Consider the following 15,469-nt stretch of genomic DNA (forward strand, 5'->3'; position numbering starts at 1 on the left):
GCAGGAGGCGATAGCCATGGCAGGTTACGGCTGAGGATTATTCTGCAGCGTCAGCAGCAGCCCATCGCGGCGCATAGCGGCGGCTTCTTCCGGCTGATGCAGGCGATCCAGGGCATCCGCCAGCCAGGCGTAATCAAAGGCATCCGGACGCTGCTTAAGCGCGGCGCGGAAGGCGATGCTGGCCTCCTGCCATTCGCCGTGCCGCATCAGCGACTGGCCCAGGGTACTCCACAGCAGCGGACGGTCGCCAACGGCTTTGATCTGCTGGCGCAGCACTTTCTCCAGCTGTTCCGGGTTATTGGTCTTCAGACGCGGGATCGGCATCACCAGACGGTCATCATACTGCTTCTTCAGACCATCAATGATAATTTGCTGCGCGGTATCGTGATCGTCGCTCTCGATGAGGCGCTCGGCCATTGCCACCTGCAGCGGCACCAGCGCCCGTGTTTTACGGCTCTGGTTGCGCCACCATTCGCGCAACCCTTCGCTGCCGCCGTCGGCCAGCGCTTTATCCATCAGGCCAACCCAGGCCAGCTGTTCCAGCGCAGCGCGGTGCTCTTCATCGCCGACGTTAGCTTTCGCCATCGACGGAATGATGTCCAGCAGCGACTGCCAGGCGCCGGTACGGGTGTATGCCTGTTCGGCGAGGCGCAGCACTTCAGGATGACGTGGAGTAATTTCCAGCAGCTTATCGATGCCATGGCGCGCGGCGTGATTTTCATTACGCGCCAGCTGCAGGCGAACGCGGATGATTTCCACCGGGATCAGGTCATCGCCCGCCAGCTCGGTGGCGCGCTCCAGATGCTGGTTGGCCCGCGCTTCATCGCCGCGCTGTTGGGCCGCTTCCGCCGCCAGCAGATAGTTCACCACCGGTTGTTCGGCGTGATCGGCATTTTTCGCCATCAGCTTCTCAACCTGCTGGTAATCACCTTCCGCCAGCTTGAGTAGCGCCTGCTCGGTTTGCTTACGCGCGCGACGGCGTTTACGGCCGACAAACCAGCCGCGCGTATGCGCTCCGGTGCGGAAAATGCGGCGCAGCAGCCATTCGATGGCGAACAGCACCACCATGGCGAGGATCAGGATGATCACCAGCCCGGTCACGCTGGTCTCGATATTGTAATTATCGGTCTGGATCAGGACGTAGCCCTGATGCCCGGCGATCATCGGGCCAAGCACGATCCCGGCGATCAACAGCGCGAAGAGTAGAAGAATTTTCAGCATGCGTTACTCTCCTTGCGGCGCAGCAGGGGCGGCCGGTGCAGCAGGGGCTGGTGAGGGCGCGCCGCCCGCGGTAACGGCAGGCTGCGCCATCAGGTTGCGCACCCGGGTCTGCATCAGTTTTTCCAGCAACGCCTGGCTCTGCAGCGTTTCCGGCACCGTCATGGTAATGCTTTGCTGACTGAGCTTATCCACCTCGTCGAGGAAGGCTTTGGTGGTGGCGTCATCAGTATCGTAATAGGCGCGTACCCAGGTCGAGACGTTATCCAGCGACTGTTTCCAGGTCTCTTCCTGATGGCGCGGCACTGCCTGCGCGGCGACCAGCAGGCGAGAGCGAATATTTTCCCGCAGATAGATATCCTGATTCGGCGCCAGCAGCGGGACCGCGGTTTCATCGCGGCGGCGCACGGTGATAAAGCTGTCCATAAAGTTCTGCCAGCTTTTCTGCAGATTGACGCGCCATTCGCTGATAGAGCTGGAAAGCTCGTCGCTATCAGAGTCCATCGGCGAATCGTCATCGTTATTATCGGCCAGCCGCAGGTTGTCGATTTGGTTCGCCAACTGATTCACCTTGAGGATCATACCGTCGTAGTCCACCTGGCTTACCGCGGAGAGGGTGGCGATGTCGTCGGTGATGGCCCGGCGGGCGCCGATCAGGCTGGGGTCATTCATGTCGGCGAGGCTGGCGTCGGCGCTTTTTAGCAGCGCGGCGGCGGTGGTGACATCCTGATCGCTCCACAGCTTACGTCCCGCCAGCTTGACGAGGAAATCGGCCTGGGCCAGCAGCCAGGTTTTGGCATCGCTGCCCGAAATCACGGCGACTTTCTGCTGCAACTCATCAAGCTGTTTGGTCAGGGTTTCCTGCTCGTGTTTGGCCTGACTCAACTGGTCGGCCTGCTGTTTGATAATGCCTTCCAGTTCGCTCTTTTGGCTCTCCTGCGCTTTTTGCAGTGCCGCAAGCTGGCCTGATAATTCAGAGGTGGTTGCGTTTTGCCGCGTGGCCTGCTGTTTGTTCAGGCCATACAGGCCGATGCCAGCGGCTATCGCAATGGCGATAGCGATCGCGCTGAGCGCCAGGCTGGTTTTGTTACCCGCCTTCTTCTTATCGTTGTTCTCTGGCTGTGGTGTGGTTTCCACGGCCTCCCTGGTCTCCTCAACCACGGCGGATTGATTTTGTTGTTCCGTCATTATGGCTTCCAATGTTGAGAGTTATTGTAATGCGCGTAGCAGCGCATCGTTGTCAGCGTTATCGGCAACCTGAATCTCCTGCCAGCCCAGTTCCCGGGCCTGAAGGGCCAGACGTTCGCTGACAACGACAAGGCGGCAGTGCAGGAGCCACTGTTCGCGATACCATTGCGGTATGAGCGACCACAGCTGCTGCAGCATCTCACCGCTGGTGACCACCAGCGTGGTGACCCCGCGAGACTGCCAGCGCATCGCTTCTTCTGCGCCATCGTAATGTTTTGCACTACGTTGATAACATTCACAAAATGTGACCCTGGCGCCGCGTTCAGCCAGCGTGGCGCCTAAGAGTTCCCGCCCACCATTGCCGCGTAGGATCAGCGCATTTTTCCCGGCAATGTTTTGTAATTCAGGTAATTGTAGCAAGACTTCGCTAATTTCCCGATCTAACGGGTAACGGATGTGCTGCCCGCTGACCGTATGCAGGGCCAGCGCCGTCGTTCGACCAATGGCAAAATAGTGCGGAGAAGTGGGCCAGGGCAGGCCTTGCTGCTGCAGACGGGCATGGGCGAATTCCACCGCATGCTGGGATAGCGCAAACAGCAGGTCGTCGGACCCCAGATGGGCAAGATGGTCGCCCAGCACGGGAAGCTCCCGGCCAGGCGTAAATTCTATCAGCGGAAAGCTCCAGGCCACGCGTCCCATGGCCCGCAGACGGCTGACCAGCGCTTCCCCTTGCGGGAGTGGACGAGTGACCAGGATGCTCATCGTGGGGCTTCTCCATCATAAACTGCCGCGAGAATGTCGCGGGCGCCGTTATCCAGGAGCTCTTCCGCCAGCGAGATGCCGAGCGCTTCGGCCTGCTCTGCTGGCCCGCGCCGTTCGCCGCGTACCATCTGCGAACCATCCGGGGCGCCAACCAGCGCCCGCAACCACAGTTCGCCGTTGACGAGTTCCGCATAGCTGCCAATTGGCACCTGACAACCGCCTTCGAGGCGGGTGTTCATCGCCCGTTCGGCGCGCACGCGTACTGCGGTTTCCGCATGGTTGAGGGGCGCTAACAGCGCCTGGGTCCATGCATCGTCAAGACGGCATTCGATACCCACCGCGCCCTGGCCGACGGCCGGCAGGGATTGCTCCGGCGACAGCGGCTGGCGAATACGCGCTTCCAGTTTCAGGCGCTTCAACCCGGCGGCGGCAAGGATAATGGCGTCATACTCACCGTTATCCAGTTTACTCAGCCGGGTACCGACGTTACCGCGCAGAGAGCGGATCACCAGGTCTGGACGGGTGGCGGCCAGCTGGCACTGACGGCGTAAACTTGACGTGCCAACGACGCTGCCGGCCGGCAGTTCGTCAATTGAGGCATAGTGATTGGAAACAAACGCGTCGCGCGGATCGTCGCGCTCGCAGATGGTGACCAACCCCAGGCCCTCCGGGAATTCCACCGGGACATCTTTCATCGAATGGACGGCGATATCGGCCCGCCCTTCGAGCATGGCGAGCTCTAACTCTTTCACAAATAAGCCCTTGCCGCCCACCTTTGCCAGGGGCGTATCAAGGATGACATCACCGCGCGTAACCATCGGCACCAGCTCGACGTTCAGTCCTGGATGCGCTTGTTCCAGGCGCGCTTTAACATACTGCGCCTGCCATAGCGCAAGCGGGCTTTGCCGTGTGGCAATTTTCAAAACTTTGTCTAACATGCTTGTTACCGTCATTGTCGACCACTATCCATCCTAACATTGTTGTCTTACGGATGTTAGTTTTCACGGTTTATGTGGGAGATGGCCCCGGCCTTCTCTTTTTTAACCTTTCATGCGCGTGGCGGTTGCCGGAGGCGTAGTGAGGAATTTACAGGTAATAAACGGTGCTACACTTGTATGTAGCGCATCTTTCTTTACGGTCAATGAGCAAGGTGTTAAATTGATCACGTTTTAAACCATTTGTCCGTCCGCTGCTCATCACAACCACACCGACGACGAATGGTGACGGTTTTTGTTGAAATACTGAAATCCTCCGTACTATTGTACTTCGGGTTTTTGAACATCAGGCGATATGTCTTGTACCTCTATATTGAGACACTGAAACAGAGACTGGATGCCATCAACCAATTGCGCGTGGATCGCGCCCTTGCTGCCATGGGACCCGCTTTCCAGCAGGTTTACAGTCTACTGCCAACGTTACTACATTATCATCACCCGCTGATGCCGGGTTACCTTGACGGTAACGTTCCCCGTGGCATTTGCCTCTACACGCCTGATGAAACCCAACGCCACTATCTTGAAGAACTAGAGCTGCATCGCGGCATGCAGACCCAGGAGCCGCCGAAAGGCGAGCTGCCGATCACCGGCGTCTACTCGATGGGCAGTACTTCCTCCGTTGGTCAAAGCTGTTCTTCCGATCTGGATATCTGGGTATGTCACCAGGCCTGGCTGGATAGCGAAGAGCGCCAGCTGCTGCAGCGAAAATGCAGCCTGCTTGAGAGCTGGGCGGCCTCGCTCGGCGTGGAAGTCAGCTTCTTCCTGATCGACGAAAACCGCTTCCGTCATAATGAAAGCGGCAGTCTCGGCGGCGAAGACTGCGGTTCGACTCAGCATATCCTGTTGCTCGATGAGTTCTATCGCACCGCGGTGCGTCTCGCCGGCAAGCGTATTCTGTGGAATATGGTGCCGTGCGATGAAGAAGAGCATTACGATGATTACGTCATGGGGCTGTATGCTCAGGGCGTGCTGACGCCTAACGAATGGCTCGATCTCGGCGGCCTCAGTTCGCTGTCGGCGGAAGAGTACTTCGGCGCCAGCCTGTGGCAGCTGTATAAAAGTATCGACTCCCCCTATAAAGCGGTGCTGAAAACGCTGTTGCTGGAAGCCTACTCCTGGGAATACCCCAATAACCGCCTGTTAGCGAAAGATATCAAACAGCGTCTGCACGACGGCGAGATTGTCTCCTTCGGCCTCGACCCGTACTGCATGATGCTGGAGCGCGTGACTACCTATCTGCAGGCCATCGAAGATGAAACCCGCCTCGACCTGGTGCGCCGCTGCTTCTACCTGAAAGTCTGTGAAAAACTCAGCCGCGAACGCGCCTGCGTCGGCTGGCGTCGCGAAGTCGTCAGCCAGTTGGTGAATGCCTGGGGCTGGGACGAAAAGCGTCTGATGATGCTCGACAACCGCGCCAACTGGAAAATTGATGAAGTGCGCAAGGCGCACAACGAACTGCTCGACGCCATGATGCAGAGCTATCGTAATCTGATCCGCTTCGCGCGGCGCAATAACCTTAGCGTCTCCGCCAGCCCTCAGGATATTGGCGTGCTGACCCGTAAGCTGTATGCGGCCTTTGAAGCGCTGCCGGGGAAAGTCACGCTGGTGAACCCGCAAATTTCGCCGGATCTGTCGGAACCGAACCTGACCTTTATCCACGTGCCGCCGGGCCGTGCCAACCGTACCGGTTGGTATCTGTATAACCGCGCGCCGGATATGGAATCGATCATCAGCCATCAGCCGCTGGAATATAACCGTTATCTTAATAAGCTGGTGGCCTGGGCCTGGTTTAACGGCCTGCTGACCTCACGCACCCGCCTGTTTATTAAGGGCAACGGCATCGTCGATCTGGCGAAGCTGCAGGAGATGGTGGCCGACGTGTCGCACCACTTCCCGCTGCGCCTGCCGGCGCCGACGCCAAAAGCGCTGTACAGCCCGTGCGAAATCCGCCATCTGGCGATTATCGTCAACCTCGAATATGACCCGACCGCGGCCTTCCGCAATCAGGTGGTGCACTTCGACTTCCGTAAACTGGATGTTTTCAGCTTCGGTGAAGAGCAAAAATGTCTGATCGGCAGCGTCGACCTGCTGTATCGCAACTCGTGGAACGAAGTGCGTACGCTGCACTTTAACGGCGAGCAGGCGATGATCGAAGCGCTGAAGACGATCCTCGGCAAAATGCATCAGGACGCCGCGCCGCCGGACAGCGTGGAGGTGTTCTGCTATAGCCAGCACCTGCGCGGCCTGATCCGCACCCGCGTGCAGCAGATGATCTCCGAATGCATCGAACTGCGTCTCTCCAGTACCCGCCAGGATACCGGGCGCTTCAAAGCGCTGCGCGTCTCCGGCCAGACGTGGGGGCTGTTCTTCGAGCGTCTTAACGTTTCGGTGCAGAAGCTGGAAAACGCCATTGAGTTCTACGGCGCTATCTCGCACAACAAGCTTCACGGGTTGTCGGTGCAGGTGGAAACCAATCACGTTAAGCTGCCGGCGGTGGTGGATGGCTTCGCCAGCGAAGGGATTATTCAGTTCTTCTTTGAAGACGCGGATAACAACGACAGCGGCTTTAACATCTATATTCTTGATGAGAGCAACCGCGCCGAGGTCTATCATCACTGCGAGGGCAGTAAAGAGGAACTGGTGCGCGACGTCAGCCGCTTCTATTCGTCATCGCACGATCGTTTCACCTACGGCTCCAGCTTTATCAACTTCAACCTGCCGCAGTTCTATCAGATTGTCGAGGTAGACGGGCGCACCCAGGTGATCCCCTTCCGTACCCAGGCGATTGCCGCCGCGATACCCACCAGCCAGGACGTTACCGCTTCGCCGGTGCTGCAGCAGCGCTACTCGTAGATTTGGCCCGGATAAGGCGTGAGCCGCTATCCGGAGATATTCCCTGCTGGCGCTGCGCTTAGCAGGGCTACGGTTCTAAGTCGTCGGGTAGCCCGGATAAGGCGCGATGCGCCGCCATCCGGGAAACACGTCATTAACGGAATTTCACCGTCTCACCGGCCTGCTGGCTCGCCGCCTGCTCCAGCAAATCCCAGAAGGTCTCGCCGCTGCGATCGCAGATCCACTCGTCGCCTTTGAGATCAAAATGGTAGCCGCCCTGTTTGGTGGCCAGCCACACCTGGTGCAGCGGCTCCTGACGGTTGATAATGATTTTGCTGCCGTTTTCAAAGCTGATGGTCAGCACGCCGCCGTTGATTTCACAGTCGATGTCGCTATCGCCGTCCCAGTCGTCCAGGCGTTCTTCGATGGTCATCCACAGGCTATCCGCCAGGCGATGGAATTCACTGTCGTTCATGGTTCTATCCTGCTTTTTTGAAGATGGCGGCAGTATAGCGCGAAACAAAAGCGCGCGCAGTCGGATGCTAAACGCTTGCTTTTACGTCTTCTCCTGCGATGATAGAAAGCAGAAAGAATGAATCACGGGCAACTATCAATGAAAAACGTTTTTCCTACGCTTGCCGTTTTGTTTGCGATCTTCAGCCTGACCGGCTGCGGTCTGAAAGGGCCTCTCTATTTCCCGCCGGCGGACAAAACCGCGCCGCCGCCGACCAAACCGGTTAACCCTGGCATTCAGAGCTCAACGCCGGATCGTAACGATCGTGGCGATACCGGTGGTCCGAGCCAGGTCAATTACTAACGATAACGTTCTGTTCCGCGCAACTGGAGTAGATGATGCAGTTCTCTAAAATGCATGGCCTTGGCAACGATTTTATGGTCGTTGACGCGGTAACGCAGAATGTTTTTTTCTCGCCGGAGTTGATTCGCCGCCTGGCAGATCGCCATCTTGGCGTCGGGTTCGATCAGCTGTTGGTCGTCGAGCCGCCCTACGATCCCGATCTGGATTTTCATTACCGGATCTTTAACGCCGACGGCAGCGAAGTGTCGCAGTGCGGCAACGGCGCGCGCTGTTTTGCCCGCTTTGTCCGGCTGAAAGGCCTGACCAATAAACGTGATATTCGCGTGAGTACGGCCAACGGGCGTATGGTATTAAGCGTAACGGAAGACGATCTGGTGCGGGTGAATATGGGCGAGCCTAACTTTGAGCCGTCCCAGGTGCCGTTCCGCGCCAACAAAGCGGAAAAGACCTATATCATGCGTGCCGCCGAGCAGACAGTATTGTGCGGCGTGGTGTCCATGGGGAATCCGCACTGCGTCATCCAGGTGGATGACGTGGATACGGCGGCCGTAGAAACCCTCGGCCCGGTGATGGAAAGCCACGAGCGTTTTCCGGAGCGCGCCAATATCGGCTTTATGCAGGTGGTCGGCCGGTCCCACATCCGTCTGCGCGTCTACGAACGCGGCGCGGGGGAAACCCAGGCCTGCGGCAGCGGCGCCTGCGCCGCGGTGGCGGTGGGGATCCAGCAGGGGCTGCTCGCTGAAACGGTACGCGTGGAATTGCCCGGCGGTCGTCTTGATATCGCCTGGAAAGGCCCGGGCCAGCCGCTGTTTATGACCGGCCCGGCGGCCCATGTCTATGATGGATTTATTCATTTATGAAACCAATCGGGGAAGAACAGCAGGAGGTTACCAGCGCGTTGAACGATCGGGCGGTGGTGGACTATCTGTTGCAACATCCTGAATTTTTTATTCGTAATGCCGCCCAGGTTGAACATATCCGTGTCCCGCATCCGGTCCGCGGTTCGATTTCGCTGGTGGAGTGGCACATGATGCGGGCGCGTAACCATATTCATGTGCTGGAAGAGAATATGTCGCTGCTGATGGAGCAGGCGGTCGCTAATGAAAGCCTGTTCCAGCGCCTGCTGCAGCTGCAAACGCGGCTGGCGGCCGCGGAGAGCCTCGATGATATGCTCAACCGCCTTCATCGCTGGGCTCGCGAGCTGGGGTTAGCTGGCGCCACGGTGCGCCTGTTCCCTGACTGCTGGCGCCTCGGCGCGCCCTCGAAGTTTACCCATTTGGCGTTAAGCCGGCAGGCGTTTGAGCCGATCCGTATTCAACGTCTGGGCCAGGCGCGCCACTATCTTGGGCCGCTGAACGGTCCGGAGCTGCTGGTGGTGCTACCGGAAGCGAAGGCCATTGGATCCGTGGCGATGTCGATGCTGGGCGGCGATAACGCTCCGGGCGTGATGCTCTTTAGCAGCCGCGATGCGCAGCATTATCAGTCAGGGCAGGGGACGCAGTTGCTGCAGGAAATTGCGCAGATGCTCCCTGGCCTGCTGGAGCGCTGGATTGAACGCGCATGACCGACTCTCCGCTTTCCGCCTGCGTCGACCGCTTCCTGCGCTATCTCGGCGTTGAGCGTCAGCTTAGCCCGATTACGCTGACTAACTACCAGCGTCAGCTGGACGCGTTGATCGCCCTGGCGGATGAGGCTGGGCTGAAAAGCTGGCAGCAGTGCGATGCCGCTCAGGTGCGTAGCTTTGCGGTACGCAGCCGCCGTGCGGGTTTAGGCCCGGCGAGCCTGGCGCTGCGGCTTTCCGCGCTACGCAGCTTCTTTGACTGGATGGTCAGTCAGGGCGAACTGGCCGCTAACCCGGCGAAGGGGATTGCGGCGCCGAAAATTCCCCGCCACTTGCCGAAAAATATCGATGTCGATGATGTAAATCGGCTGCTGGATATCGACCTCAACGATCCGCTCGCGGTGCGCGACCGGGCGATGCTGGAAGTGATGTACGGTGCAGGTCTGCGTCTGTCTGAGCTGGTCAACCTTGATATTAAGCACCTCGACCTCGAAAGCGGTGAGGTTTGGGTGATGGGCAAAGGCAGCAAAGAACGCCGTTTACCGATCGGTCGCAACGCGGTGACGTGGATTGAGCACTGGCTGGATTTGCGCGGCCTGTTCGGTACCGACGACGACGCGCTGTTTTTGTCGAAGCTGGGTAAACGCATTTCGGCGCGCAACGTGCAGAAGCGGTTTGCCGAGTGGGGGATTAAGCAGGGGCTGAACAGCCATGTGCACCCGCACAAGCTGCGCCACTCCTTTGCCACCCATATGCTGGAGTCCAGCGGCGATCTGCGCGGCGTGCAGGAGCTGTTGGGCCATGCTAACCTCTCCACCACTCAAATCTATACCCATCTTGACTTTCAACATCTTGCCTCGGTGTACGATGCCGCGCATCCGCGCGCTAAACGGGGGAAATAATGCGTTTTTACCGACCTCTGGGCCAGATTTCCGCACTGACGTTTGACCTGGACGACACCCTATATGATAACCGCCCGGTGATTGACCGGACGATGCACGAGTCGCTGGCCTTTGTGCGCAATTACCATCCGTCGCTCAGCCAGTTCGATGCCCATGAGCTTAACCAACTGCGTCAGACGCTGCTGGCATCTGAGCCGGAGATCTACCACGACGTGACCGTCTGGCGCCATCGTGCGCTGGAGCTCGGCATGCGTAACGCTGGGCTCTCCGCCGAAGCGGCAAAAGCCGGCGCCGATGCGGCGATGGAAAACTTCGCCCACTGGCGCAGCCGGGTCGATGTTCCGCAGGAGACCCACGATACGCTGGCGAAGCTGGCACAGAAGTGGCCGCTGGTGGCCATTACCAATGGCAACGCCCGCCCCGAGCTGTTCGGCCTGAGCGACTATTTCCGCTTCGTGCTGCGCGCGGGTCCGGATGGTCGTTCCAAGCCGTTTGCCGATATGTATCACCTGGCGGCGGCGCGTCTGAATTTACCGCTCGGGCACATTCTGCACGTCGGCGATGATCTGACGACCGACGTCGCCGGTTCGCTGCGCTGTGGGATGCAGGCCTGCTGGATCAAACCGCAAGGCGCGGACCTGATGCACACCGCGGACAGCCGCCTGCTGCCGCATATTGAAATTTCACGGTTGGCATCTCTAACCTCGCTGATATAATCACCAGTCACTCTGTATATATTAACAGGGGTTCATGGAACCCCTTCTCTTCCGGCGGTGCCAATGGACGTTTCTTACCTGCTCGACAGCCTTAATGACAAACAGCGTGAAGCCGTAGCGGCCTCGCGCACCAATATGCTGGTTCTGGCAGGGGCGGGCAGTGGTAAGACGCGCGTTCTGGTGCACCGTATCGCCTGGCTGCTGAGCGTGGAGAACTGCTCGCCGTACTCGATTATGGCGGTGACCTTTACCAACAAAGCGGCGGCGGAGATGCGCCACCGTATCGGCCAGCTGATGGGCACTACCCAGGGCGGCATGTGGGTAGGCACCTTCCACGGCCTCGCGCACCGTCTGCTGCGTGCGCATCATCTGGACGCCAACCTGCCGCAGGATTTCCAAATCCTCGACAGCGAAGACCAGCTCCGTCTGCTGAAGCGTCTGATTAAGGCGATGAATCTCGATGAGAAGCAATGGCCGCCGCGTCAGGCAATGTGGTACATCAACAGCCAGAAAGATGAAGGGCTGCGCCCTCATCACATTCAGAGCTATGGCAACCCGGTCGAGCAGACCTGGCAGAAGGTCTATCAGGCCTACCAGGAGGCCTGCGACCGCGCCGGACTGGTGGATTTCGCCGAGCTGCTGCTGCGCGCGCACGAGCTGTGGCTGAACAAGCCGCATATCCTGCAGCACTATCGTGAGCGTTTCACCAATATCCTCGTCGATGAATTCCAGGACACCAACAACATCCAGTACGCCTGGATCCGCCTGCTGGCCGGTGATACCGGCAAAGTGATGATCGTTGGCGATGATGACCAGTCGATTTATGGCTGGCGCGGCGCGCAGGTCGAGAACATTCAGCGCTTCCTCAACGACTTCCCCGGCGCGGAAACTATTCGCCTGGAGCAGAACTATCGTTCAACCAGCAATATTCTTAGCGCTGCCAACGCCCTGATTGAAAACAACAACGGGCGCCTGGGCAAAAAGCTGTGGACCGACGGCGCCGACGGCGAGCCGATTTCGCTGTACTGCGCCTTCAACGATCTCGACGAAGCGCGCTTCGTGGTGAACCGCATTAAAACCTGGCAGGAGAACGGCGGCGCGCTGGAGCAATGTGCCATTCTCTATCGCAGTAACGCCCAGTCGCGCGTGCTGGAAGAGGCGCTCCTGCAGGCCAGCATGCCGTACCGTATCTACGGCGGTATGCGCTTCTTCGAACGTCAGGAAATCAAAGATGCGCTCTCTTACCTGCGCCTGATTGCCAACCGTAACGACGATGCAGCGTTTGAGCGGGTGGTCAATACGCCGACTCGCGGCATCGGCGATCGTACGCTCGACGTGGTGCGCCAGACGTCGCGCGATCGTCAGCTGACGCTGTGGCAGGCCTGCCGCGAGCTACTGAAAGAGAAAGTGCTGGCTGGCCGTGCCGCCAGCGCTCTGCAGCGCTTTATGGAGTTGATTGACGCGCTGGCGCAGGAAACCGCCGATATGCCGCTACATGTTCAGACCGATCGGGTGATTAAAGACTCCGGGCTGCGCGCGATGTACGAGCAGGAGAAAGGCGAGAAGGGCCAGACCCGTATTGAAAACTTAGAGGAACTGGTGACGGCGACGCGCCAGTTCAGCTACAACGAAGAAGATGAAGACCTGATGCCGCTGCAGGCGTTCCTCTCCCACGCCGCGCTGGAAGCGGGCGAGGGGCAGGCGGACACCTGGCAGGACGCGGTTCAACTGATGACCCTGCACTCGGCGAAAGGGCTGGAATTCCCGCAGGTGTTTATCGTCGGCGTCGAAGAAGGGATGTTCCCGAGCCAGATGGCGCTTGATGAAGGCGGCCGCCTGGAAGAAGAGCGTCGCCTGGCCTACGTTGGCGTGACGCGCGCCATGCAGAAGCTGACGCTGACCTACGCCGAAACCCGCCGTCTGTACGGCAAAGAGGTTTACCATCGCCCGTCGCGCTTTATTGGAGAACTGCCGCAGGAGTGCGTAGAAGAAGTGCGTCTGCGGGCCACGGTGAGCCGTCCGGTAAACCACCAGCGACTGGGGGCGCCGATTGCCGAGAGCGATACCGGCTACAAGTTAGGTCAGCGGGTGCGTCATCCGAAGTTTGGCGAAGGCACTATCGTCAACCTCGAAGGCAGCGGCGAGCACAGCCGGCTGCAGGTGGCTTTTCAGGGCCAGGGAATCAAATGGCTGGTGGCGGCTTACGCGCGGCTTGAGACGGTGTAACTTTAAGAAAAATATCATTATTTTGTAATATTCTGCTACCTTTATACGTTAAGGCGCCTGATTTGCGCTTTCGCGTTCCGTTGCGTGTTGACGCCGATTTTGCGCTGGCGTAACATGCGCGCACGATTACGCTAAGAGGACATTCGCCTTGGACACACCCAGTAGATGCTGGCTCAACTTCCTGTCATTCAGGAACAACTCCTAAGGCTATCCTCTTATGCTGATAGCCTTAGCGGTTGTCAGCGACCTGCCCTATTCCCGTCGCGCTGAGTCAGGCTTAATGGTCTGAAACCCAATTTGTTTCTGTGTGCCCACCGAACTGTCCGATAATTTTTTTGCATTGGGAGTCCCGGTCATGCTGAGCGCATTTCAACTGGAAAACAATCGTTTAACGCGCCTGGAAGCCGATGAGATCAAGCACCTCGCCAGCTCGGTGTGGGTCGATCTGGTCGAGCCTGACGACGATGAGCGAAGCCGCGTGCAGACGGAACTGGGTCAGAACCTGGCGACGCGCCCGGAACTGGAAGATATCGAAGCCTCCGCGCGTTTCTTTGAAGATGAAGACGGGTTACACATCCACTCCTTCTTCTTTTTTGAAGATGCGGAAGATCACGCCGGCAACTCTACCGTGGCGTTTACCATCCGCGAAGGCCGCCTGTTCACGCTGCGCGAGCGCGAACTGCCCGCTTTCCGCCTGTACCGTATGCGCGTGCGCAACCAGACGCTGGTCGACGGTAACGCCTACGAACTGCTGCTCGACCTGTTCGAAACCAAAATCGAGCAGCTGGCGGATGAAATTGAAAATATCTACAGCGACCTGGAAAAGCTGAGCCGCGTGATTATGGAAGGCCATCAGGGCGACGAGTACGATGAAGCGCTGTCGACGCTGGCGGAACTGGAAGATATCGGCTGGAAGGTCCGCCTCTGTCTGATGGATACCCAGCGCGCGCTGAACTTCCTGGTGCGTAAGGCGCGCCTGCCGGCGGGCCAGCTGGAACAGGCGCGGGAGATCCTGCGCGATATCGAATCCCTGCTGCCGCACAACGAATCGCTGTTCCAGAAGGTGAACTTCCTGATGCAGGCGGCGATGGGCTTCATCAACATCGAGCAGAACCGCATCATCAAGATCTTCTCGGTGGTGTCGGTGGTATTCCTGCCGCCAACCCTGGTGGCGTCCAGCTACGGGATGAACTTTGAATTTATGCCGGAGCTGCACTGGAGCTTCGGCTACCCGGGGGCGATCGTCTTTATGATGCTGGCCGGCCTGGCGCCATATCTCTACTTCAAGCGTAAAAACTGGCTGTAAAAAAAGGGAGCGGCGGCTCCCTTTTTTACTGGCTGAGGCCGGCTTAGCCTCTGCGCAGCCGGCGCTGGGTATACAGCGCATCGACGATAAATACCGCCAGCGCGACCCAGATAAAGCCGAAGGTCACCATTTTATCCTTGCCCGGCACTTCGCCGTAGAACGTCACCGCCAGCAGGAACATCAGCGTTGGGCCGATGTACTGGAAAAAGCCCAGCGTGGAGAGCCGCAGGCGCGTTGCCGCGCCAGTGAAGCACAGCAGGGGAATGGTCGTGACCACGCCCGCGGCCATCAGCAGCAGATTGAGCGACCAGGGGTTCTCCCCCATATGGCTGGTCGGGCTATCAGTGATGCCAAACAGCCAGATTGCCGCCACCGGCAGTAGCCACAGCGTTTCCACCAGCATGCCGGTCTGCGCGTCGACAGCGATTTTCTTCCGCACCAGGCCGTAAAAGGCAAAACTGAAGGCCAGCCCAAGGCCGATTATCGGCAGCGAACCAAAGGTCCACAGCTGGACCAGCACGCCGCAAAAGGCGAGGATCACCGCCAGCCACTGCAGGCGACGGAAGCGTTCGCCGAGGAAAATCATCCCCAACAGAATATTTACCAGCGGGTTGATAAAGTAGCCGAGGCTGGCTTCCAGCATATGGTGGTTATTCACCGCCCAGATGAACAACAGCCAGTTACCGCCGACCAGCACTGCCGAGAGCGCCAGCAGGAAGATCTTGCGCGGTGTCTTCAGCAGCTTTTTCACCTGCGGCCACTGGCGGCTGACGCTGATGAGCGCCACCATGAAGAAGAAGGACCAGATCACGCGATGGGTCAGAATTTCATCGGCGGGAACATAGTAGATAAGTTTGAAGTACGCTGGCGCGATACCCCAGATAAAGTAGGCGGCGAGGGCCAGAATGATCCCCAACCGCGTCTGTTTCGCATCCATCGGTAAAAT

Annotated in this window: 14 protein-coding genes; 8 read left to right on the top strand and 6 right to left on the bottom strand. The window is 58.6% G+C overall.

Annotated features, from left to right (window positions below; translation table 11 throughout):
- Positions 1-24: 24 nt before the first annotated feature.
- The 4 genes from hemY to hemC are packed head-to-tail and all read right to left on the bottom strand — an operon-like array spanning position 25 to position 4,106.
- Complete coding sequence (gene hemY, locus N438_RS26645) at positions 25-1,221, bottom strand: protoheme IX biogenesis protein HemY (protein ID WP_116696591.1); 1,197 nt, start codon at positions 1,219-1,221, stop codon at positions 25-27.
- Positions 1,222-1,224: 3 nt separating this feature from the next.
- Positions 1,225-2,406 (bottom strand): uroporphyrinogen-III C-methyltransferase, encoded by a 1,182-nt coding sequence (hemX, locus tag N438_RS26650; protein WP_008807955.1) that lies wholly within the window; start codon positions 2,404-2,406, stop codon positions 1,225-1,227.
- Positions 2,407-2,427: 21 nt separating this feature from the next.
- Positions 2,428-3,168: a uroporphyrinogen-III synthase gene (gene hemD, locus N438_RS26655; RefSeq protein WP_008807954.1), complete on the bottom strand. Its 741-nt coding sequence runs from the start codon at positions 3,166-3,168 to the stop codon at positions 2,428-2,430.
- Positions 3,165-4,106: a hydroxymethylbilane synthase gene (gene hemC, locus N438_RS26660; RefSeq protein ID WP_008807953.1), complete on the bottom strand. Its 942-nt coding sequence runs from the start codon at positions 4,104-4,106 to the stop codon at positions 3,165-3,167. The genes hemD and hemC overlap by 4 nt, the downstream gene beginning before the upstream one ends.
- Before the next feature lie 357 nt (positions 4,107-4,463).
- Here hemC and cyaA point away from each other — a divergent pair, with 357 nt between their 5' ends.
- Positions 4,464-7,016, top strand: coding sequence for a class I adenylate cyclase (gene cyaA, locus N438_RS26665; protein ID WP_002883383.1), 2,553 nt, complete (start codon positions 4,464-4,466; stop codon positions 7,014-7,016).
- A 133-nt stretch (positions 7,017-7,149) separates the two neighbouring features.
- Here cyaA and cyaY read toward each other — a convergent pair whose 3' ends face one another.
- The gene (cyaY, locus tag N438_RS26670; RefSeq protein ID WP_002883389.1) at positions 7,150-7,470 is read right to left on the bottom strand and encodes an iron donor protein CyaY; all 321 of its coding nucleotides are present in this window, start codon (positions 7,468-7,470) and stop codon (positions 7,150-7,152) included.
- Between the two features lie 138 nt (positions 7,471-7,608).
- Here cyaY and N438_RS26675 point away from each other — a divergent pair, with 138 nt between their 5' ends.
- From N438_RS26675 to corA, 7 genes are all read left to right on the top strand, one after another.
- Entirely contained in the window at positions 7,609-7,812 is a 204-nt protein-coding gene (locus N438_RS26675; RefSeq protein ID WP_004886794.1) for a lipoprotein, read from the top strand.
- Positions 7,813-7,847: 35 nt separating this feature from the next.
- Entirely contained in the window at positions 7,848-8,672 is an 825-nt protein-coding gene (gene dapF, locus N438_RS26680) for a diaminopimelate epimerase (protein WP_002883394.1), read from the top strand.
- The gene (locus N438_RS26685; protein ID WP_008807952.1) at positions 8,669-9,376 is read left to right on the top strand and encodes a DUF484 domain-containing protein; all 708 of its coding nucleotides are present in this window, start codon (positions 8,669-8,671) and stop codon (positions 9,374-9,376) included. The genes dapF and N438_RS26685 overlap by 4 nt, the downstream gene beginning before the upstream one ends.
- Positions 9,373-10,275 carry a tyrosine recombinase XerC gene (gene xerC / locus N438_RS26690; RefSeq protein ID WP_012969192.1) on the top strand — a complete coding sequence of 301 codons (903 nt, stop codon included), beginning with the start codon at positions 9,373-9,375 and terminating at the stop codon, positions 10,273-10,275. Before N438_RS26685 ends, xerC begins: the two co-directional genes overlap by 4 nt.
- Positions 10,275-10,991 (top strand): 5-amino-6-(5-phospho-D-ribitylamino)uracil phosphatase YigB, encoded by a 717-nt coding sequence (yigB, locus tag N438_RS26695; RefSeq protein WP_012969191.1) that lies wholly within the window; start codon positions 10,275-10,277, stop codon positions 10,989-10,991. The genes xerC and yigB overlap by 1 nt, the downstream gene beginning before the upstream one ends.
- Positions 10,992-11,054: 63 nt before the next feature.
- Positions 11,055-13,217 carry a DNA helicase II gene (gene uvrD / locus N438_RS26700; protein WP_012543235.1) on the top strand — a complete coding sequence of 721 codons (2,163 nt, stop codon included), beginning with the start codon at positions 11,055-11,057 and terminating at the stop codon, positions 13,215-13,217.
- A gap of 355 nt (positions 13,218-13,572) precedes the next feature.
- Positions 13,573-14,523, top strand: coding sequence for a magnesium/cobalt transporter CorA (gene corA, locus N438_RS26705; protein WP_012543234.1), 951 nt, complete (start codon positions 13,573-13,575; stop codon positions 14,521-14,523).
- 43 nt (positions 14,524-14,566) lie between these two features.
- Here the strand turns inward: corA and rarD are convergent, their stop codons facing one another.
- Positions 14,567-15,460, bottom strand: coding sequence for an EamA family transporter RarD (rarD, locus tag N438_RS26710; protein ID WP_002883402.1), 894 nt, complete (start codon positions 15,458-15,460; stop codon positions 14,567-14,569).
- Between the last annotated feature and the right edge of the window lie 9 nt (positions 15,461-15,469).

Source organism: Klebsiella sp. GL120222-02 (assembly GCF_003097195.1).
Taxonomy (GTDB): domain Bacteria; phylum Pseudomonadota; class Gammaproteobacteria; order Enterobacterales; family Enterobacteriaceae; genus Klebsiella; species Klebsiella variicola.